This window comes from Ramlibacter pinisoli, assembly GCF_009758015.1.
In the GTDB taxonomy this organism is placed as follows: domain Bacteria; phylum Pseudomonadota; class Gammaproteobacteria; order Burkholderiales; family Burkholderiaceae_C; genus Ramlibacter; species Ramlibacter pinisoli.
Window position 1 is genome coordinate 1836499 of the sequence record NZ_WSEL01000009.1, and the last position, 18496, is coordinate 1854994.

An 18496-nucleotide genomic window follows, 5' to 3' on the forward strand; every position below is an offset into this window, starting at 1 on the left:
AGCCCGCCGGCCGGCGATCAGACGATGCGCACGCTCAGGTTGGGCAGGCCGTCGATGTGCATCTCGATGACGTCGCCGCGCACCACCGGCCCGACGTTCTCGGGCGTGCCGGAATAGATGATGTCGCCGGGGAACAGCTCGTTGGCCTCGGACAGCTTGCTGATCTGCTCAGCCACCGACCAGATCATCTGGTTCAGGTTGGCGTTCTGCTTGGTCTGGCCGTTGACCTTGAGCCAGATCGCGCCCTGCCGGAAGTGCCCGGTCTGCGCCAGCCGGTGAACCGGGCCGATGGGGGCGGAACGGTCGAAGCTCTTGCCGATCTCCCAGGGCTTCTTCTCGTCGCCCATGGCGCGCTGCAGGTCGCGGCGCGTCATGTCCAGGCCCAGCGTGTAGCCGTAGACCAGGTCCAGCGCCTTGTCGACGGGGATGTTGCGCCCGCCCTTGCCCAGCACGGCCACCAGCTCGGCCTCGTAGTGGTAGTTCTTGGTCAGGCTCGGGTAGGGGTGGTCCGCGACGGTTCCCGTGGCGACGAACTGGATGGCGTCGGTCGGCTTCTGGAAGAAGAACGGCGGCTCACGGTCCGGGTTCGAGCCCATCTCGATGGAGTGGGCACGATAGTTTCTGCCGATGCAGTAGATGCGGCGCACCGGAAACACCTCGTCGCTGCCCACGATGGGAATGCCGACGGTGGGCACGACGAACGGCGTCCGTCCTGCCGCGCTGTTGCCCATCGTGGCCGACGCGCAGCCCGCCAGGGACGTGCCTGCCACGGCTGCCGATGTGCCGAAGAAATGCCTGCGATCCATTCTTTCTCTCTCCTTGGGGTGATCCGAACCCCGCAAGTATCACGGCCGTCCCGGAAGGTCCGACCCTCGGTGTAAACCCTCTTACCGTGCGCGCGAGGGCCTATCAAAGATAGCGTGCTAACAAATTCGGATCAACCAGCCGGGTACAAGGAGATTCCATGACCACCCCCAAGACCCCTCGCCGCCGCAGCCTGCTCAAGGGCGCGGCCGTCGCCGCCGGCGCCATGTCGGCGCCGATGGTGTCCAACGCGCAGCAGACCACCTCGTTCCGCTTCCAGAGCACCTGGCCGGCCAAGGACATCTTCCACGAGTTCGCCAACGACTTCGCCAAGAAGGTGAACGACATGGCTGGCGGACGGCTCAAGATCGAGGTGCTGCCGTCCGGCGCCGTGGTCCCCGCCTTCCAGCTGCTGGAAGCGGTGAACAAGGGCACTCTCGACGGCGGCCACGGCGTGGTGGCCTACCACTACGGCAAGAACTCGGCGCTGGCGCTGTGGGGCTCCGGCCCGGCGTTCGGCATGGACCCCAACATGGTGCTGTCCTGGCACTACTACGGTGGCGGCAAGGCGCTGCTCGAGGACATCTACAAGTCCATCAACATGGACGTGGTCTCGTATCTGTACGGCCCCATGCCCACCCAGCCGCTCGGCTGGTTCAAGAAGCCGGTGTCCAACGTCTCCCAGATGAAGGGCCTGAAGTTCCGCACGGTCGGCCTCGCCGTCGACGTGTTCACCGAACTGGGCTCGGCGGTCAACCCGCTGCCGGGCGGCGAGATCGTGCCCGCCCTCGACCGCGGCCTGATCGACGCGGCCGAGTTCAACAACGCCTCGTCCGACCGCGCGCTGGGCTTCCAGGACGTGGCCAAGAACTGCATGCTGCAAAGCTTCCACCAGAGCGGCGAGCAGTTCGAGATCCTGTTCAACAAGGGCAAGTACAACGCGCTGCCGCAGGAGCTCAAGTCCATCATCGACTACGCCGTGCAGGCCGCCAGCGCCGACATGAGCTGGAAGGCGATCGACCGTAATTCCAAGGACTACATCGAGCTCAAGACCAAGGACAAGGTCAACTTCTACAAGACGCCCGATTCCATCCTGAAGGCGCAGCTCGAGGCGTGGGACAAGGTCATCGCGGCCAAGTCCAAGGAAAACCCCTTCTTCAGCAAGGTCCTGGATTCGCAGAAGGCGTTCGCCCAGCGCGCCGGTCAGTGGCAGAACGATTACATGGTGGACTTCAAGATGGCCTACAACCGGTACTTCGGCACCAAGAAGGCCTGACGACCGCACCGCCCCGGCGGCCGGCCAGCCATCCGGGTTCCCCGATGGCTGGCCGGCTTTTTATCAGCCGTTCGCGACAGCGATGAGGAGAAGACGAAGAACATGGCAATCCAGAAACTGTTGCACGGCGTGGACACCGCCAGCACATGGATCGGCAAGGCGTTCGCCTGGCTGATCATTGCGCTGATGGTCCTCGTGGTGGTCGAGGTATTCAAGCGTTACATCATCAACATGCCAACGGCATGGGTGTTCGACGTCAGCAACATGCTCTACGGGGCGCTGTTCATGATGTGCGGGGCCTATGCCCTGGCGCAGGACGGCCATGTGCGGGGCGACTTCCTGTACGGCAACTTCCGCCCCCGCGTCCAGGCGGCGCTCGACCTGGTGCTGTACATCGGCTTCTTCCTGCCCGGCATCGTCGCGCTCACCTGGGCCGGCTGGCGCTACTTCGGCGATTCGCTGGCGATGAAGGAGACCACCTTCAACGCCACTCCGCTGCCTATCTATCCGTTCAAGTTCATCATCCCGCTGGCCGGCGCCGTCGTGCTGATCCAGGGCCTGTCCGAGATGCTGCGCTGCATCGTGTGCCTGAAGACCGGTCAGTGGACGCCGCGCCTGCAGGACGCGCAGGAGGCCGACGTCGTGGCGCAGCAGCTGGCCGGCAGCGAACTGGTGGACGACGAAGCGCGCCAGCTGGCGATCGAGAAGTCGAAGGGGCTGAAGGGATGAGCAACGCCGCACTCGGCCTGACGATGCTGGCCCTCATCGTCGTGGTGATCATGCTGGGCTTCCCGACGGCGTTCACCCTGATGGGGCTGGGCATCATGTTCGGCTACGTCGCCTTCTACGATCCTGCGGTCCACTTCTGGGACAACAAGGTCTTCGAGCTGATGGTGCAGCGCGCCTTCGGTGCGATGAACAACGACACCCTGCTGTCGATCCCGTTGTTCGTCCTGATGGGCTACGTGATGGAACGCGGCGCCCTGGTGGACAAGATGTTCTACAGCGTGCAGCTGGCGTTCCGCAGCGTCCCCGGCTCGCTGGCGGTCACCACGCTGATCATCTGCACCTTCTGGGGCATCGCTTCCGGCCTGGTCGGTGCGGTGGTGGTGCTGATGGGCGTGATCGCGATGCGCCCGATGCTCAACGCGGGTTACGACACGCGGCTGGCAGCCGGCGTCATCACCGCCGGCGGCACGCTGGGCATCCTGATCCCGCCGTCCGTGATGATCATCGTGTATGCGGCCGTGGCCGGCCAATCGGTGGTGAAGCTGTACGCCGCCGCGATGTTCCCCGGCTTCTTCCTCTCGCTGCTCTACCTGATCTACATCATCGGCTGGGTCACCCTGAACCCACGGGTGGCGCCCAAGCTGCCGCCCGAGCAGATGCAGGTGCCGATCCCGGACTGGCTGGCGCACGTGTCCGGCCAGTACTCGCGCCGCCTGCTGCCGGCCTTCGCGGCGGCCGTGGCGGCACCCGCGCGGGCCCTAGGCGGTGCCGGACGGGAGCTGGGGCTCACCTGGACCCGGCTGCTGCGCGGGCTGGGCACGGCCCTGGTGCCGCTGGCGCTGGCGCTGGTCACCCTCGGCACCGTCTGGTGGTACGTGGTCATCTACTCGCAGCGCGTCGACACCTCGGTTCCGATTTCGGCCGAGGCGGTCGACAACGGCATGGCCAGCAGCGGCGTCCAGGAACCGCCCGGCACCGGCGGCGGCGTTCAGGAACCGCCGGCCCAGGCCGGCCTGCGCGAACCGCCGGCCGACACCGCTGGCGCCCTGAAGGAGCCGCCCGCCGAGGGGCTGAAGGAGCCGCCGTCGGAGGGCCTGAAGGAACCACCAGGCGCCGGCGGACTGCGCGAGCCGCCGGGCGCCGGCGGCGTGCAGGAACCGCCCGGCGCGCGAGGAGCCGCGGCACCGGCCGCGCGCACCGGCGACGGTCCCCTGGAAAGCCTGGGCGGGCCGTCCAAGGCGGCGGAGCAGGCCGCGGTGCCGCCCTCCTTCTACATCGGCTTCGGGATCACCTGCGCCATCGCAGCCCTGCTGCTGGTCTGGTACTACTGGCGGTTCGACGCCGAGCAGTTCGAGATCCTGCGCATGCTCACGTCGTCGGTGATGCCGCTGGCCGTCCTCACCTTCGTGGTGCTGGCGGTCATCCTGTTCGGCATCACCACGGCCACCGAGTCGGCTGCCGTGGGGGCGGCGGGCGCCTTCCTGATGGCCTGGCATGCCGGCACGCTGACCTGGCAGCGCATCAAGGAGGCCGTGTTCCTGACCGCCAAGACCACCTCCATGGTGTGCTGGCTGTTCGTGGGGTCGGCCATCTTCTCGGCCGTGTTCGCGCTGCTGGGTGGCCAGCGCCTGGTCGAGGAGTGGGTGCTGGCGATGAACCTGACGCCGATCCAGTTCCTGCTGGTGTCCCAGGCCATCATCTTCGTCCTGGGCTGGCCGCTGGAGTGGACCGAGATCATCGTGATCTTCGTGCCCATCTTCCTGCCCCTGCTGCAGCACTTCCAGATCGATCCCATGCTGTGGGGCGTGCTGGTGTTCGTCAACCTGCAGGCGGCCTTCCTGTCGCCGCCGGTCGCGATGTCGGCGTTCTACCTGAAGGGCGTCTCGCCGTCCCACGTCACCATCAACCAGATCTTCGCGGGCATGATGCCGTACATGCTCATCGTGATCGTCTGCATGGTGCTGATGTACATCTGGCCCTCGCTCACGCTCTGGCTGCCGAACTACCTCTACGGTGGGGGCTGACCCGGCCACCTTTCCGATGCACGGGGCGCCTTCGGCGCCCCGTTTTTCATCCGGACCACGCGTTCGATTGACGTTGACGTAAACGTCAATTAAGCTGGCGCGCGCAGACTTTCCCGACCGGGCCACGAGCCCGGTCCTCCGGAGACACCCCGATGACCGACCTGTCCGCCGAATTCAAGGCGCTCGCCAACTACCGCCCGACGCACAAGGTGCGCTTCGTCACCGCGGCCAGCCTGTTCGACGGCCACGACGCGGCCATCAACATCATGCGGCGCATCCTGCAGGGCATGGGCGCCGAGGTCATCCACCTCGGGCACAACCGCAGCGTCGACGAGGTCGTCACCGCCGCCCTGCAGGAAGACGTGCAGGGCATCGCCGTCAGCTCCTACCAGGGCGGGCACGTCGAATACTTCAAGTACATGGTCGACCTGCTGCGCCAGCGCGGCGGCGAACACATCCAGGTGTTCGGCGGCGGCGGCGGCGTCATCGTGCCGGCCGAGATCCGCGAGCTGCACGAGTACGGCGTGACCCGCATCTACAGCCCCGAGGACGGCCAGCGCATGGGGCTGCAGGGCATGATCGGCGAGATGGTGATGCGGTGCGACCGCGACCTGTCGCCGCACGCCCCGACCGACGCCGGCGCCATCGAGGGCCACGACTACAGCCACTGGCGCGCGCTGGCACAGCTCATCACCGCCATCGAGAACGGTGCGGCGGACGAAGCGCTGGTCGCCCGGGTGCGCGAACGGGCCGGGGCCCGCACCGTACCGGTGGTCGGCATCACCGGCACCGGCGGCGCCGGCAAGTCCTCGCTCACCGACGAACTCATCCGCCGGCTGCGGCTCGACCAGGACGACCGCCTGCACGTGGCCGTCATCTCCATCGACCCCTCGCGCCGCAAGAGCGGCGGTGCCCTGCTGGGCGACCGCATCCGCATGAACGCCATCTCGCCCTGGCAACAGGGCCCGCGCGTGTTCATGCGTTCGCTCGCCACGCGCGACTTCGGCAGCGAGATCTCGGCCGCCCTGCCGGACGTCATCGCCGCCTGCAAGGCCGCCGGCTTCGACCTCGTCGTGGTCGAGACATCGGGCATCGGCCAGGGCGACGCCGCCATCGTGCCGCTGGTCGACGTGCCGCTGTACGTCATGACGCCGGAGTTCGGCGCCGCCAGCCAGCTCGAGAAGATCGACATGCTCGACTTCGCCGAGTTCGTCGCCATCAACAAGTTCGACCGCAAGGGGGCTGCCGACGCCCTGCGCGACGTCGCCAAGCAGGTGCAGCGCAACCGCGAGGCGTGGACCCGACGGCCGGAGGAGATGCCGGTGTTCGGCACCATGGCGGCGCGCTTCAACGACGATGGCGTCACCGCGCTCTACCAGGCCTTGCGGGCGCGCCTGCAGGAGCTGGGCCTGCCCGTGCAGGCCGGTCGGCTGCCGGAGGTGGGCGGCCGCCACAGCACCAACCAGACGCCGATCGTGCCAGGCGCGCGCGTGCGCTACCTGGCCGAGATCTCCGACACGGTGCGCGGGTACAAGAAGCGCGCCCGCGAGCAGGCCCGCCTGGCCCGCGAGATCCAGCAGCTGCAGGAAGCGGCGCGCATGCTCAAGGTCGACAAGCCGGAGCGGGCGCCGGCCGCCGAGGCCGCCCTCGACCTGGCGGGCAAGCGCAAGGCCCGGATGGACCGCGATGCGCTGCACCTGCTGCAGCAGTGGCCCGACATGCAGCGGGCCTACGCCGGCGACGAATACGTGGTGAAGATCCGCGACAAGGAAATCCGCACCGCGCTCACCACCAAGTCCCTCTCCGGCACCACCATCCGCAAGGTGGCCCTGCCGGCCTACGAGGACCACGGCGAGATCCTGAAGTGGCTGATGCTGGACAACGTGCCCGGCAGCTTTCCGTACACCGCCGGCACCTTCGCCTTCAAGCGAGAGAACGAGGACCCGACCCGCATGTTCGCGGGCGAGGGTGACGCCTTCCGCACCAACCGCCGCTTCAAGCTGCTCTCCGAGGGCATGCCGGCCAAGCGCCTGTCGACCGCCTTCGACTCGGTCACGCTGTACGGCAACGACCCGGCCGAGCGCCCCGACATCTACGGCAAGGTCGGCAACTCCGGCGTGTCCATCGCGACGCTGGAGGACATGGAAGTGCTGTACTCCGGGTTCGACCTGTGCAGCCCCAGCACCTCGGTGTCGATGACCATCAACGGCCCGGCGCCGACCATCCTGGCCATGTTCATGAACACGGCCATCGACCAGCAGCTGGAGAAGTTCCGCACCGACAACGGCCGCGAGCCCACCGCCACCGAGGCCGCCAAGGTGCGCGAATGGGTGCTGGCCAACGTGCGCGGCACGGTGCAGGCCGACATCCTCAAGGAAGACCAGGGGCAGAACACCTGCATCTTCTCGACCGAGTTCAGCCTCAAGGTGATGGGCGACATCGCCCAGTACTTCGTGCACCACAACGTGCGCAACTTCTATTCGGTGTCCATCTCCGGCTACCACATCGCGGAGGCCGGGGCCAACCCCATCAGCCAGCTGGCGTTCACGCTGTCCAACGGGTTCACGCTGGTCGAGGCCTACCTCGCCCGCGGGATGCACATCGACGACTTCGCCCCCAACCTGTCGTTCTTCTTCTCCAACGGCATGGACCCGGAGTACACCGTGATGGGGCGCGTGGCGCGGCGCATCTGGGCGGTGGCGATGAAGGACAAGTACGGCGCCAACGAGCGCAGCCAGAAGCTCAAGTACCACATCCAGACGTCGGGGCGCAGCCTGCACGCGCAGGAGATCCAGTTCAACGACATCCGCACCACCCTGCAGGCGCTGATCGCCATCTACGACAACTGCAATTCGCTGCACACCAACGCGTTCGACGAGGCCATCACCACGCCCACCGAGGACAGCGTGCGGCGCGCCATGGCCATCCAGCTCATCATCAACCGGGAGTGGGGGCTGGCCAAGAACGAGAACCCCAACCAGGGCGCCTTCATCATGGAAGAGCTGACCGAACTGGTCGAGGAGGCCGTCCTGGCCGAGTTCGAGCGCATCGCCGAACGCGGTGGCGTGCTGGGCGCGATGGAGACGGGCTACCAGCGCGGCAAGATCCAGGACGAGAGCATGCACTACGAGATGCTCAAGCACACCGGCGAGTTGCCCATCGTCGGCGTCAACACCTTCCGCAACCCGCACGGCGACACCGTGCTGGAGAAGCTGGAGCTGGCCCGCTCGACCGAGGACGAGAAGCTGGGCCAGCTGCGCCGGCTGCAGGACTTCCAGTCCCGCAACGCGACGGCGGCGCCGGCCATGCTGCAGCGCCTGCAGCAGGCCGTCATCGACAACGGCAACGTGTTCGAGGTGCTGATGGATGCGGTGCGCGTGTGCTCGCTCGGGCAGATCACGAACGCCCTGTTCGAGGTCGGCGGCCAGTACCGGCGCAACATGTGACCCGTGCTCCGGGCCGCCCATCGTCAGGCTCCTGACAGCCTGGGCGACCTCTTGCCCCAGGGCACCGCAGGGCCACGCAGAATTACCTAGGGGGTTCCCCGCTACCGCGCTGCAACACGGGTACTAGCATCCCGGCTTCGGGCGTGCCGTGGGCATGCCAACAGGAGTGCGTGCCTTGGCAGCGGAGATCATCCTCGAGACCAAAGGGCTGACGAAGGAGTTCAAGGGCTTCGTCGCCGTGAACGGCGTGGACCTGCAGGTCCGCCGCGGCGACATCCACGCCCTGATCGGCCCCAACGGCGCCGGCAAGACGACCTTCTTCAACCTGCTGACCAAGTTCCTGCCGCCCACCCGCGGCACCATCACCTACCTGGGCAGCGACATCACCAACGAGCGGCCGGCGCAGACCGCCCGCCGCGGCATCGTCCGCTCGTTCCAGATCTCCGCCGTGTTCCCGCACATGACCGTGCTGGAGAACGTGCGCGCCGCCCTGCAGCGCAACCTCGGCACCTCGTTCCATTTCTGGAAGCCCGAACGGTCGCTGTTCCACCTGCATGAGCGCGCCCGCGCCCTGCTGGGCGAAGTCGACCTCTCCGCCTTCGCCGACGAGCTCACCGTGAACCTGCCTTACGGCCGCAAGCGGGCGCTGGAGCTGGCCACCACGATGGCGCTGGAGCCGGACCTGATGCTGCTCGACGAGCCCACCCAGGGCATGGGCCACGAGGACGTCAGCCGCGTCACGCAGCTGATCAAGAAGGTCTCGGCCGGCCGCACCATCCTGATGGTCGAACACAACATGAACGTCGTGTCGTCGATCGCCGACCGCATCACGGTGCTGCAGCGCGGTGCCGTCATCGCCGACGGCCCCTACGCCGAGGTGTCGCGCAATCCCCAGGTCATCGAGGCCTACATGGGCGCCGCCGACGCCGAACTGCAGGGGGCGCACTGAATGCCGGCCCCCACGCTGGCGGCTGCGCCGCTGCACTGCCCCCGAAGGGGCCCATGCCTCCTGGAGGCGGCTCGCCGGAGGCATGATGGCAAGTGAGTTCCTGCGCATCGAGAACCTGAACGCCTGGTACGGCGAGTCGCACGTCCTGCACGGCGTGAACATGTCGGTCGGCGAAGGCGAAGTGGTCTCCCTCCTGGGCCGCAACGGCGCCGGACGCACCACCACCATGCGTGCCATCGTGGGCCTGACCGGCCGCCGCACCGGGTCGATCCGCATCCAGGGCCGCGAGGCGATCGGATTGCCGCCGCACAAGGTGGCGCGCCTGGGCGTGGGCTACTGCCCCGAGGAACGGGGCATCTTCGCCAGCCTGTCGGCCGAGGAGAACCTGCTGCTGCCGCCCAGCGTGGGCCCCGGCGGCATGAGCGTCGCCGAGATCTACGGCATGTTCCCCAACCTGAAGGAGCGCGCCGCGAGCCCCGGCACGCGCCTGTCGGGGGGCGAACAGCAGATGCTGGCCGTGGCGCGCATCCTGCGCACCGGGGCGCGGCTGCTGCTGCTGGACGAGATCTCCGAGGGCCTGGCCCCGGTCATCGTGCAGAAGCTGGCCGAGATGATCCGCACGCTCAAGGCCAAGGGCTACACCATCGTGCTGGTCGAGCAGAACTTCCGCTTCGCCGCCCCCCTGGCCGACCGCTTCTACGTCATGGAGCACGGCAAGATCGTGCGCGAGTTCGCGCAACACCAGCTGCGGGACAACATGTCCATGCTGCAGGAATATCTCGGCGTCTAGCGCCACCGCTTTTTTCCAAGGAGACCTTCCATGAAGTTCAAGACCCTCGTTGCAGCCATGGCCCTGGGCCTGGGCAGCCTGGCCGCGACGGCGCAGAACAACGGCCCGGTCCGCATCGGGTTCATCACCGACATGTCCAGCCTGTACGCGGACATCGACGGCCCGGCCGGCGCCGAGATGATCAAGTGGGCGGTGCAGGATTTCGGCGGGAAGGTGCTCAACCGCCCGATCGAGGTGCTCACCGCCGACCACCAGAACAAGGCGGACGTCGCCGCCTCCAAGGCGCGCGAGTGGATCGACAGCCAGAACCTGGCCCTGCTGATCGGCGGCACCAGCTCCGGCACCAACCTGGCCATGGCGGGCATCGCCAAGGAGAAGAAGCGCCCCTTCATCTCCATCGGCGCCGGCTCCGCCCGCCTGACCAACGAGGACTGCACGCCCTACACCATCCACTACGCCTACGACACCGTGGCGCTGGCCAAGGTGGGCGGCAACGCGCTGGTCAAGGGCGGCGCCAAGAAGTGGTACTTCCTGACCGCCGACTACGCCTTCGGCCACTCGCTGGAAGCCGATGCCACCACCGTGGTCAAGGCCAACGGCGGCACCGTGGTCGGCTCGGTCAAGCACCCGCTGAACGCCTCCGACTTCTCGTCCTTCCTGCTGCAGGCCCAGGGCTCCAAGGCCGACATCCTGGCCATGGCCAACGCCGGCGGCGACACCATCAACGCCATGAAGGCGGCCAAGGAATTCGGCATCACCAAGAGCATGAAGGTGGCCGGCCTGCTGGTGTTCATCAACGACGTGCACTCGATCGGCGTCGCCAACGCCGAAGGCCTGCAGGTCGCCGACAGCTGGTACTGGAACCAGGACGACGATTCGCGCAAGTTCGCCAAGCGCTTCTTCGACAAGTACAAGCGCATGCCGTCCAGCCTGCAGGCGGCCGACTACTCGGCGACCACCAACTACCTGAAGGCCGTCCAGGCCGCCGGCACGACGGACACCGACAAGGTGATGTCGACCCTGCGCGGGATGAAGTTCAACGACTTCTATCACAAGAACGGCACCATCCGCGCCGACGGCCGCATGCTCCACGACATGTACCTGTTCCAGGTCAAGTCGGCCAAGGAGTCGAACACGCCGTGGGACTACTACAAGCTGGTGGCCAAGGTGCCCGGCGAGCAGGCGTTCACGACCCCCGCCGAGTCGAAGTGCTCGCTGCTGAAGAAGTAAGGAAGCAAACCTGAACGACGGTGGGCGGGCTCCCCCCGCCCACCTCCAGACGAGCACACGCCGCCATGGAAATCTTCGGCATTCCCCACCAGGCCTTCCTGGGCCAGCTCATGCTGGGCCTGGTCAACGGCGCCTTCTACGCGATGCTCAGTCTCGGGCTGGCCGTCATCTTCGGCCTGCTCGACATCGTGAACTTCGCGCACGGGGCCCTCTACATGGTCGGCGCCTTCGCGGCCTGGATCATGCTGGACAAGTGGGGCGTGGGCTACTGGTGGGCGCTGCTCCTGGCGCCCCTTCTCGTCGGCGCGTTCGGCGTGGTGATCGAGCGACTGCTCCTCAAGAGGCTGTACGGGCTCGACCCCCTGTACGGACTGCTGCTCACGTTCGGCCTCGCCCTCATCCTCGAAGGCGCCTTCCGCAAGGAATATGGCGTCTCCGGCCAGTCCTATTCCGTCCCGGAAGCCCTGGCGGGCGCCACCAACCTCGGTTTCATGATCCTGCCCAACTACCGGGCCTGGGTCGTGGTCGCGTCGGTGGCGGTGTGCCTGGCCACCTGGTTCATCATCGAGCGCACCCGCCTGGGTGCCTACCTGCGCGCGGGCACCGAGAACGCCAAGCTGGTGCAGGCGTTCGGCGTCAACGTGCCCCTGATGGTGTCCCTCACCTACGGCGCGGGCGCCGCCCTGGCGGGCCTGGCCGGCGTGCTGGCCGCCCCGGTGATCCAGGTGACGCCGCTGATGGGCTCCAACCTCATCATCGTCGTGTTCGCCGTCGTGGTGATCGGCGGCATGGGTTCCATCCTGGGTTCCGTCATCACCGGCCTCGGACTGGGCATCGTCGAAGGCTTCACGCGCGTGTTCTATCCTGAAGCCTCCAACATCGTCGTGTTCGTGATCATGGCCATCGTCCTGATGCTGCGACCCGCCGGCCTGTTCGGCAAGGAGGCCTGATGACCCCACCCTCCACCTCGGTCACCACCGCCGGCGAGCTGCCGATCGAGCCAGCGAACGCGGCGATCGCCCGCCACGGCGGCGGCATGAGCAGGACCGTCCGCCTGACCTACCTCGCGCTGCTGGCGCTGGCCGTGCTGGCGCCGTTCATCGGCCTGTACCCGGTCTTCGTGATGAAGCTGCTGTGTTTCGCGCTGTTCGCCTGCGCGTTCAACCTGCTGCTCGGCTTCACCGGCCTGCTGTCGTTCGGCCATGCTGCCTTCTTCGGCACGGCCGCCTACGTCACCGGCTGGTTCGTCAAGGTCCAGGGCTGGACCCCCGAACTGGGCGTGCTGGCCGGGGTGGTCTTCGCCGCCCTGCTCGGCCTGGTGTTCGGGCTGGTCGCCATCCGGCGCCAGGGCATCTACTTCGCCATGATCACGCTGGCCCTGTCGCAGATGGTGTTCTTCGTCTGCCTGCAGGCCCCGTTCACCGGCGGCGAGGACGGCCTGCAGGGCGTGGCGCGGGGCAACCTGTTCGGCGTGCTGCCGCTGGGTGACGACCACGTCATGTACTACGTGGTGCTGGCCGTGTTCCTGGCCTGCTTCCTGGGCATCCTGCGCATCGTCACGTCGCCCTTCGGCCAGGTGCTGAAGATGATCCGCGAGAACGAGCCGCGCGCCATCTCGCTCGGCTACGAGGTCGACCGCTACAAGCTGCTCGCCTTCATCCTGTCCGCCTCGCTGGCGGGCCTGGCCGGCTCGATGAAGACGCTGGTGATGAAGTTCGCCACCCTGTCCGACGTGCACTGGTCCATGTCCGGCGAGGTGATCCTGATGTCGCTGCTGGGCGGCGTGGGCACCTTCTTCGGTCCGGTGCTCGGGGGCGGCATCGTGATCGCCCTGCAGGACATGCTGGCCGACAAGGTCGGCGAGTGGGTGACGGTGATCATCGGCGTGATCTTCGTGCTGTGCGTGCTCGCCTTCCGCAAGGGCGTGGTCGGCGAACTGCTGGCCTGGCGCGAGCGCCGCCGCGCCCGCGCCGGCTGAACCGCGTCAGCGGCGGCCTGCGGCGGCCCTCAGTTCCGCGATCGGTACCACGCGGCCGTGCAGCGGCAGGATGCGGTCGACGTCCAGCCGCAGCCGCTCCACGTTGTCCAGCATGTTCACGTTGTTGGCGTTCGGCTGCGCCGGCGGCGGCGCACCGGCAGGGCCCGGCGTGTAGGCATCGGCTTCCACCAGCAGGCGCTCGCGCGGCAGCCAGGCGAGCATGAAACCCTGGGCGTGCACGCTGCCGTCGATCATCATCACTTCCAGGGTGCGGGTCCCATCCGTGAAGGTGCGCTTGCCCGACACGCCTTCGATGCGGACCGGCCGGCCGGAGCGGGCCAGTGCGTCGGGCGCAATGGCGTTGGGCGTGGCGAATGCCTGCGCGAACCAGGGCCTGGCCAGCTCGCTGGTCACCAGGGTGGCGCCATCCGCGGCCGCCGTGCGCAGCCCGCCGGAATGGTCGAAATGGTGGTGCGAGTTGATGACGTACCGGACCGGCTTGTTCGGCACCAGCTGCTTGGCCGCGGTCAGGACCGCCTGCGTGCGGGCGTCGTACAGCGGGCTCTCGATCAGGATCAGGTGATCGGCCATCTCGACCAGCACGCTGTTGTGCGAGCCGCCGGCCAGGAACCACACGCCCTCGGCCACCTTCTCGGAGGTGGCCCGCTCCACGAAGCCGGGAACCGCCGCGGGCACCTCGATCGCGGGCACCGTGTTGGCCTGGACCTGGGTCACCTGCAGGTCCAGCACCGGCGACCCACCCTGGGTCTGGCGGATGCGGGCCGGGAACTTGACGCCGCCGAAGTCCCGGTAGTCCTCGTAGGTCGTCACGGTCGGCGTGTCGCCCGTCACCGGATTCGGCTGCACGGAGTCGACCCGCTCCACCAGCCCGCTCTCGCCGATGACGGCAGTGGCCCGGAACCGGTTCGGCTCGGTGAAGCTCACCAGCGTCTTGCCGCCCTCCACGCGCGTGGTGGCGTTGTTGCGCTGGGCGGCACGCAGCACGCCATGGGGCGACGTCCAGAGGTCATGGATCCGGCCGTCGGCCGTCAGGGGCGCGGCGGTGGCAGTGGTGCCAGCCAGGTTCCAGGCCTGGGTGCCGCGCAACAGGCCGGTGGCGCGCTGTTCGCCCGTTCCCATCAGCGGCAAGGCACCGCCGCCGTTGGGCTCGGCGCGGGTGCGGGCGAACTCCTCGCGGAACGCCGCATTCTGGTAGTCGTAGACCCGCGAGAAACTGGAATAGGTGATGCGCGGCCAGGGATCGCCCGGCCGGTAGGCCTGGCCGAAGATGCCGCCGCTGCCGCTGCCGCTGAATTGCAGCGAGCGCACCTGGGCGGAGCCCATCGCGGCCTCGGCGCGTTTCAGCGCCGCCTGCGGATCCGGCGGCGCCGAGGCGCAGGCGGCCAGCAATGCGGCGATGGCCGGGACGGGAAGCCCGAGGGCCAGGATTCTTCTTCGCATGGTCGTCTCCTTTGGGTGGGCAATCGGCCCGGCCCCATGCTAGTGAGTGTTCGACCACGATGTCGTCCGGGTGATTGGCGGCCGAGCTGCCATCCGCCAGACTTGGCGCCACCCCAACCGGAGACTCCCATGAAGGATCTGTTCTCGCTGCAGGGCCGCGTGGCCCTGGTGACCGGCGGCTCGCGCGGCATCGGCCGGATGATCGCCGCCGGCTTCCTGCACCACGGCGCCAAGGTCTACATCACGGCGCGCAAGGCTGCGGCCTGCGACGAGGCGGCCGAGCAGCTGTCGGCCATCGGCCCCTGCGTCTCGCTGCCCTGCGACGTGTCCACGGTGGAGGCGGCGCGCGCCCTGGCCGCCGAGATCGCGAGCCGCGAGCCCGCGCTCGACATCCTGGTCAACAACGCCGGCGCCGCCTGGGGAGAAGCCTTCGACACCTTCCCCGAGAAGGGCTGGGACAAGGTGCTGGACTTGAACCTGAAGACGCCCTTCTTCCTCACCCAGGCCCTGCACGCCCAGCTGAAGGCTGCCGCGCGCACGCGGCCGGCCAAGGTGATCAACATCGCGTCGATCGACGGCATCTCGGTGAACCAGTGGGAGACCTACTCCTATGCCGCCAGCAAGGCCGGCCTGATCCACCTGACGCGCCGGCTGGCCCTGCGGCTGGCGCAGGACAACATCGTGGTGAGCGGCATCGCCCCCGGGCCGTTCGCCTCCGAGATGAACAAGGATGCGCGCGACCATGGCGAGGACGTGGCGCGGCGGGTGCCGGTCGGCCGCATCGGCCAGCCCGAGGACATGGCCGGGGCCGCCGTGTTCCTGGCGTCCCGGGCCGGCGACTACGTCGTCGGCGACACGCTGGTGGTCGACGGCGGCGTGACGAACGCGCGCGGCTGAGCGCCGCCGCCGCTCAGGCGGCTGGCTGGTCGAAGCGCCAGTTCTGCGGGCCGCGGCTGGCGATCTTCACCGCGCCGACGCGGTTGCCCAGTTCGGCGCAGCGTGCCAGCGGCCAGCCCTGCTCCAGGCCGTGCAGCAGCGCGCCGCGCCAGGCATCGCCGCAACCGGTGGGATCGACGACGGCCGCGGCCTTCACCGCCGGCACGTGCGTCTTCTCGCCGTCCACCCAGACGTCGCACCCCTCGCCGCCGAGCGTGACGACGAGGCCGCGCACCTTGCGCGAGATCCCGGCCGCGTCCCAGCCGGTGCGCTCCATCAGCATCTTGCCCTCGTAGTCGTTGACGGTGACCCAGCTGGCCTGGTCGATGAAGGCCGCCAGCTCGCGGCCGTCGAACATCGGCAGGCCCTGGCCCGGATCGAACACGAACGGGATGCCGGCCGCCGCGAACTGCTCGGCATGCTGCAGCATGGCATCGCGGCCGTCGGGAGAGATGATGCCGAGCTTGATGTCGGGCCGCGCGGCGATGTGGGTGACGTGTGCCTGCATCATCGCGCCGGGATGGAAGGCCGTGATCTGGTTGTTGTCCAGGTCGGTCATGATCATCGCCTGCGCCGTGTAGGTGCCTTCCACCTGGCGGACGAACTCGGTGCTGATGGACAGCTCGCGCAGGCGATCGAGGTAGCCCGCGCCATCGGTGCCCACGGTCGCCATCGGCAGCGGCGTGCCGCCCAGCAGCTTGAGGCTGTAGGCGATGTTGCCCGCGCAGCCGCCGAAGTCGCGCCGCAGTTGCGGCACCAGGAACGAGACGTTCAGGATGTGGAGCTGGTCGGGCAGGATCTGCTGCGAGAAGCGGCCCTCGAAGTTCATGATGGTGTCGAACGCAAGCGACCCGCAGATGACGGCTGCCATGGAAGAAGTCTCGTGGTGAAGGTGGGATGGATCAGGGATAGAAGGCCAGCAGCCGGTAGCCGGCCACGCGTGCCGCGCTGGCACCGCCGACGGCGATGGCCACCGAGGCCGACCAGTCGGCGGCCGCGGCGATGGTGTCTGCCGGGGCGCCGAGCTCGCCCGGCGTGAGCACGCGGCGCAGCAGCGGCTGGTCCTGCGAATCGGTGAGTGTGAGTTCCAGTGCCGGCACGGCGACCGGCGCCTGGGCCTGGTTCTTCAGCGTGACGCTCAGGCGATAGGTGTCCGGCCGCAGCTTGGTGAAGCCGCTGCTGTCGATGGCGATGGCCTCGATGCGGCGCGGCGGACCGACGCGGCAGCCGAGTGGCCGGCACAGCCGCTCGAGCAGCGGCAGCGCCTGCGGGTCCAGGGCCGCCAGGCGGTCGCGCTCGTGGACGGCGACCTGCGCCGCCAGCAGGCCGGCCAGCGCCAGCGATCCCAGCACCAGGGCCACGCGCACCGCGGGCCGGCGCCAGAACGCCTTGCGCCGCGCATCGCGCACGAACGTCACGTCCTCCAGCGGCAGGTCTTCGGCCTCGTCCGGCTCGCGGTGATCCTGTGCATCCAGTGCGTCCTGCGCGTCCAGGTCCACGGCGGCCGCATCGGCCTCCTCCCGCACCAGGTGCAGGGGCAGGTAACCGTGCTCCTCGGGGGACAGGGACGACGGGCCGAAGCCGGACGGTGCGTGCCAGGGCGTGAGCGACGGGCCGGCGGACGGCAGCTGCGCCTCCGGATGCGTCTGCAGGTCCGGCGCCGGGTCGGCCTGCTGATCGGGGCCCGTCGTGCTGGCTTCGGTGGTCGGCGCGTGAGCGACGGCGGCTCGCTCGGCGTCTGGAGCGGCATCGACCACGGCCCCGGGTGCCGCCGCGGCAACCGGCTGTGCCGGCAGCACCGCATCCGGCTGCATGTGGGCGGCGGCATCGAACACCTCCGCGCAGTGCCCGCAGCGCACCCAGCCTTCGGAGATCTTCAGTTGGTCGGGGACCACCCTGAACATCGTTCCGCAGGCCGGGCAGCCGGTGATCATGCTCATGAGCCGGGCATTGTAGGGAACCGGCGCCGCGCGCCCGGGCGGCTCACAGCCGCGCCGTCATCAGGATCCAGCCTTCGTCCTGGTCGGCGACCGACAGGCTGGCATAGGGCGCGTACGCGCGCTGCAGTTCCTCCGCCTGGCGCTCGAGGATGCCAGCCAGCACCAGGTGGCCCGGCGGCTGGACCAGCCCGCACAGCAGCGGCGCCAGCACCTTCAGCGGCGTGGCCAGGATGTTGGCCAGCACCACGTCGTAGCGGCCCTGCACGGCGTCGGGCAGGCCGACGACGCCCAGCCCGGTGCCATTGGCCTGCGCGTTGTCCAGCGTCGAGCGCACCGCCGCCTCGTCGATGTCGACCGCGTCGACCCGGCCGGCGCCCACCTTGGCGGCACCGATGGCCAGGATGCCGGAGCCGCAGCCGTAATCCAGCACTGTGCGTCCCTTCAGCGGCTGGCGCGCGATCCAGCGCAGACACATCCGCGTGGTGGGGTGCGTGCCCGTGCCGAAGGCCAGGCCGGGATCGAGGCGGATGACCGTCGTCGCCTGGGCCGGCGGTTCGTGCCAGGTCGGCACGATCCAGAACTCGGGCGTGATCTCCACCGGCGCGAATTGCGACTGCGTCAGGCGCACCCAGTCCTGCTCGGCGACCTCCTCGATGCCGGCGACCTGCGCACCGGCGAAGAAGTCCTGCGCCTGCAGCAGGACCTGCGCTTCCTCGGCCGCTTCCCGGGTGGGGAACAGCGCCAGGACCCGCGACCGCTGCCAGCCTTCCTTGGGCGGCGGCATGCCGGGCTCGCCGAACAGGGCCTGTTCGGCCGGGGTCTGGGCGTCGGCGTCCTCGACCGACACGCTCAGGGCGTCCAGCGCCTCGAGCGCGTCGCTCAGCGCCTCGACCTGGTGTTCGCCACAGAGCAGGCGCAACTCGTACATGGGTG

At 68.5% G+C, this 18496-nt stretch carries 15 protein-coding genes; 10 read left to right on the top strand and 5 right to left on the bottom strand.

Annotated elements, in window-relative coordinates; translation table 11 throughout:
• Positions 1–17 precede the first annotated feature (17 nt).
• Entirely contained in the window at positions 18–806 is a 789-nt protein-coding gene (locus GON04_RS23190) for a fumarylacetoacetate hydrolase family protein (RefSeq protein WP_157400332.1), read from the bottom strand.
• A gap of 158 nt (positions 807–964) precedes the next feature.
• On the opposite strand from GON04_RS23190, the gene GON04_RS23195 reads away from it, so the two are divergent.
• The 9 genes from GON04_RS23195 (at position 965) to GON04_RS23235 (ending at position 13226) form a co-directional block, all read left to right on the top strand.
• Positions 965–2080: a TRAP transporter substrate-binding protein gene (locus GON04_RS23195; RefSeq protein ID WP_157400333.1), complete on the top strand. Its 1116-nt coding sequence runs from the start codon at positions 965–967 to the stop codon at positions 2078–2080.
• A 102-nt stretch (positions 2081–2182) separates the two neighbouring features.
• On the top strand, positions 2183–2809 hold the full coding sequence (locus tag GON04_RS23200) for a TRAP transporter small permease subunit (RefSeq protein ID WP_157400334.1): 627 nt from the start codon (positions 2183–2185) through the stop codon (positions 2807–2809).
• Positions 2806–4833: a TRAP transporter large permease subunit gene (locus GON04_RS23205; RefSeq protein WP_157400335.1), complete on the top strand. Its 2028-nt coding sequence runs from the start codon at positions 2806–2808 to the stop codon at positions 4831–4833. Before GON04_RS23200 ends, GON04_RS23205 begins: the two co-directional genes overlap by 4 nt.
• 152 nt (positions 4834–4985) lie before the next feature.
• On the top strand, positions 4986–8279 hold the full coding sequence (icmF, locus tag GON04_RS23210) for a fused isobutyryl-CoA mutase/GTPase IcmF (protein WP_157400336.1): 3294 nt from the start codon (positions 4986–4988) through the stop codon (positions 8277–8279).
• A 154-nt stretch (positions 8280–8433) separates the two neighbouring features.
• Positions 8434–9228 carry an ABC transporter ATP-binding protein gene (locus GON04_RS23215; RefSeq protein ID WP_157400337.1) on the top strand — a complete coding sequence of 265 codons (795 nt, stop codon included), beginning with the start codon at positions 8434–8436 and terminating at the stop codon, positions 9226–9228.
• Between the two features lie 85 nt (positions 9229–9313).
• Entirely contained in the window at positions 9314–10018 is a 705-nt protein-coding gene (locus GON04_RS23220) for an ABC transporter ATP-binding protein (protein WP_157400338.1), read from the top strand.
• A 30-nt stretch (positions 10019–10048) separates the two neighbouring features.
• Positions 10049–11248, top strand: coding sequence for an ABC transporter substrate-binding protein (locus tag GON04_RS23225; RefSeq protein ID WP_157400339.1), 1200 nt, complete (start codon positions 10049–10051; stop codon positions 11246–11248).
• A 65-nt stretch (positions 11249–11313) separates the two neighbouring features.
• A complete protein-coding gene (locus GON04_RS23230; RefSeq protein ID WP_157400340.1) occupies positions 11314–12198 on the top strand; it encodes a branched-chain amino acid ABC transporter permease in 885 nt (294 codons plus the stop codon).
• A gap of 86 nt (positions 12199–12284) precedes the next feature.
• Entirely contained in the window at positions 12285–13226 is a 942-nt protein-coding gene (locus GON04_RS23235) for a branched-chain amino acid ABC transporter permease (protein WP_157400847.1), read from the top strand.
• A gap of 6 nt (positions 13227–13232) precedes the next feature.
• On the opposite strand, the gene GON04_RS23240 is transcribed toward GON04_RS23235, so the two are convergent.
• Positions 13233–14687, bottom strand: a complete 1455-nt coding sequence (locus tag GON04_RS23240) for an MBL fold metallo-hydrolase (protein ID WP_157400341.1) — start codon at positions 14685–14687, stop codon at positions 13233–13235.
• Between the two features lie 129 nt (positions 14688–14816).
• Here GON04_RS23240 and GON04_RS23245 point away from each other — a divergent pair, with 129 nt between their 5' ends.
• Positions 14817–15584 carry an SDR family oxidoreductase gene (locus GON04_RS23245; protein ID WP_157400342.1) on the top strand — a complete coding sequence of 256 codons (768 nt, stop codon included), beginning with the start codon at positions 14817–14819 and terminating at the stop codon, positions 15582–15584.
• A 13-nt stretch (positions 15585–15597) separates the two neighbouring features.
• Here the strand turns inward: GON04_RS23245 and GON04_RS23250 are convergent, their stop codons facing one another.
• From GON04_RS23250 to prmA, 3 genes are read right to left on the bottom strand one after another with little or no spacing between them, the layout of a single operon-like run.
• Positions 15598–16494: a carbohydrate kinase family protein gene (locus tag GON04_RS23250; protein WP_157400343.1), complete on the bottom strand. Its 897-nt coding sequence runs from the start codon at positions 16492–16494 to the stop codon at positions 15598–15600.
• 31 nt (positions 16495–16525) lie between these two features.
• A complete protein-coding gene (locus GON04_RS23255) occupies positions 16526–17563 on the bottom strand; it encodes a DUF3426 domain-containing protein (protein WP_157400344.1) in 1038 nt (345 codons plus the stop codon).
• 43 nt (positions 17564–17606) lie between these two features.
• A complete protein-coding gene (prmA, locus tag GON04_RS23260; protein ID WP_157400345.1) occupies positions 17607–18491 on the bottom strand; it encodes a 50S ribosomal protein L11 methyltransferase in 885 nt (294 codons plus the stop codon).
• Positions 18492–18496 lie beyond the last annotated feature (5 nt).

Bases quoted from the DNA above. Each gene is read 5' to 3' on its own strand.
- GON04_RS23190 (WP_157400332.1), bottom strand. From the start codon at position 806: ATGGATCGCAGGCATTTCTTCGGCACATCGGCAGCCGTGGCAGGCACG.
- GON04_RS23195 (WP_157400333.1), top strand. From the start codon at position 965: ATGACCACCCCCAAGACCCCTCGCCGCCGCAGCCTGCTCAAGGGCGCG.
- GON04_RS23200 (WP_157400334.1), top strand. From the start codon at position 2,183: ATGGCAATCCAGAAACTGTTGCACGGCGTGGACACCGCCAGCACATGG.
- GON04_RS23205 (WP_157400335.1), top strand. From the start codon at position 2,806: ATGAGCAACGCCGCACTCGGCCTGACGATGCTGGCCCTCATCGTCGTG.
- icmF (WP_157400336.1), top strand. From the start codon at position 4,986: ATGACCGACCTGTCCGCCGAATTCAAGGCGCTCGCCAACTACCGCCCG.
- GON04_RS23215 (WP_157400337.1), top strand. From the start codon at position 8,434: ATGCCAACAGGAGTGCGTGCCTTGGCAGCGGAGATCATCCTCGAGACC.
- GON04_RS23220 (WP_157400338.1), top strand. From the start codon at position 9,314: ATGGCAAGTGAGTTCCTGCGCATCGAGAACCTGAACGCCTGGTACGGC.
- GON04_RS23225 (WP_157400339.1), top strand. From the start codon at position 10,049: ATGAAGTTCAAGACCCTCGTTGCAGCCATGGCCCTGGGCCTGGGCAGC.
- GON04_RS23230 (WP_157400340.1), top strand. From the start codon at position 11,314: ATGGAAATCTTCGGCATTCCCCACCAGGCCTTCCTGGGCCAGCTCATG.
- GON04_RS23235 (WP_157400847.1), top strand. From the start codon at position 12,285: ATGAGCAGGACCGTCCGCCTGACCTACCTCGCGCTGCTGGCGCTGGCC.
- GON04_RS23240 (WP_157400341.1), bottom strand. From the start codon at position 14,687: ATGCGAAGAAGAATCCTGGCCCTCGGGCTTCCCGTCCCGGCCATCGCC.
- GON04_RS23245 (WP_157400342.1), top strand. From the start codon at position 14,817: ATGAAGGATCTGTTCTCGCTGCAGGGCCGCGTGGCCCTGGTGACCGGC.
- GON04_RS23250 (WP_157400343.1), bottom strand. From the start codon at position 16,494: ATGGCAGCCGTCATCTGCGGGTCGCTTGCGTTCGACACCATCATGAAC.
- GON04_RS23255 (WP_157400344.1), bottom strand. From the start codon at position 17,563: ATGAGCATGATCACCGGCTGCCCGGCCTGCGGAACGATGTTCAGGGTG.
- prmA (WP_157400345.1), bottom strand. From the start codon at position 18,491: ATGTACGAGTTGCGCCTGCTCTGTGGCGAACACCAGGTCGAGGCGCTG.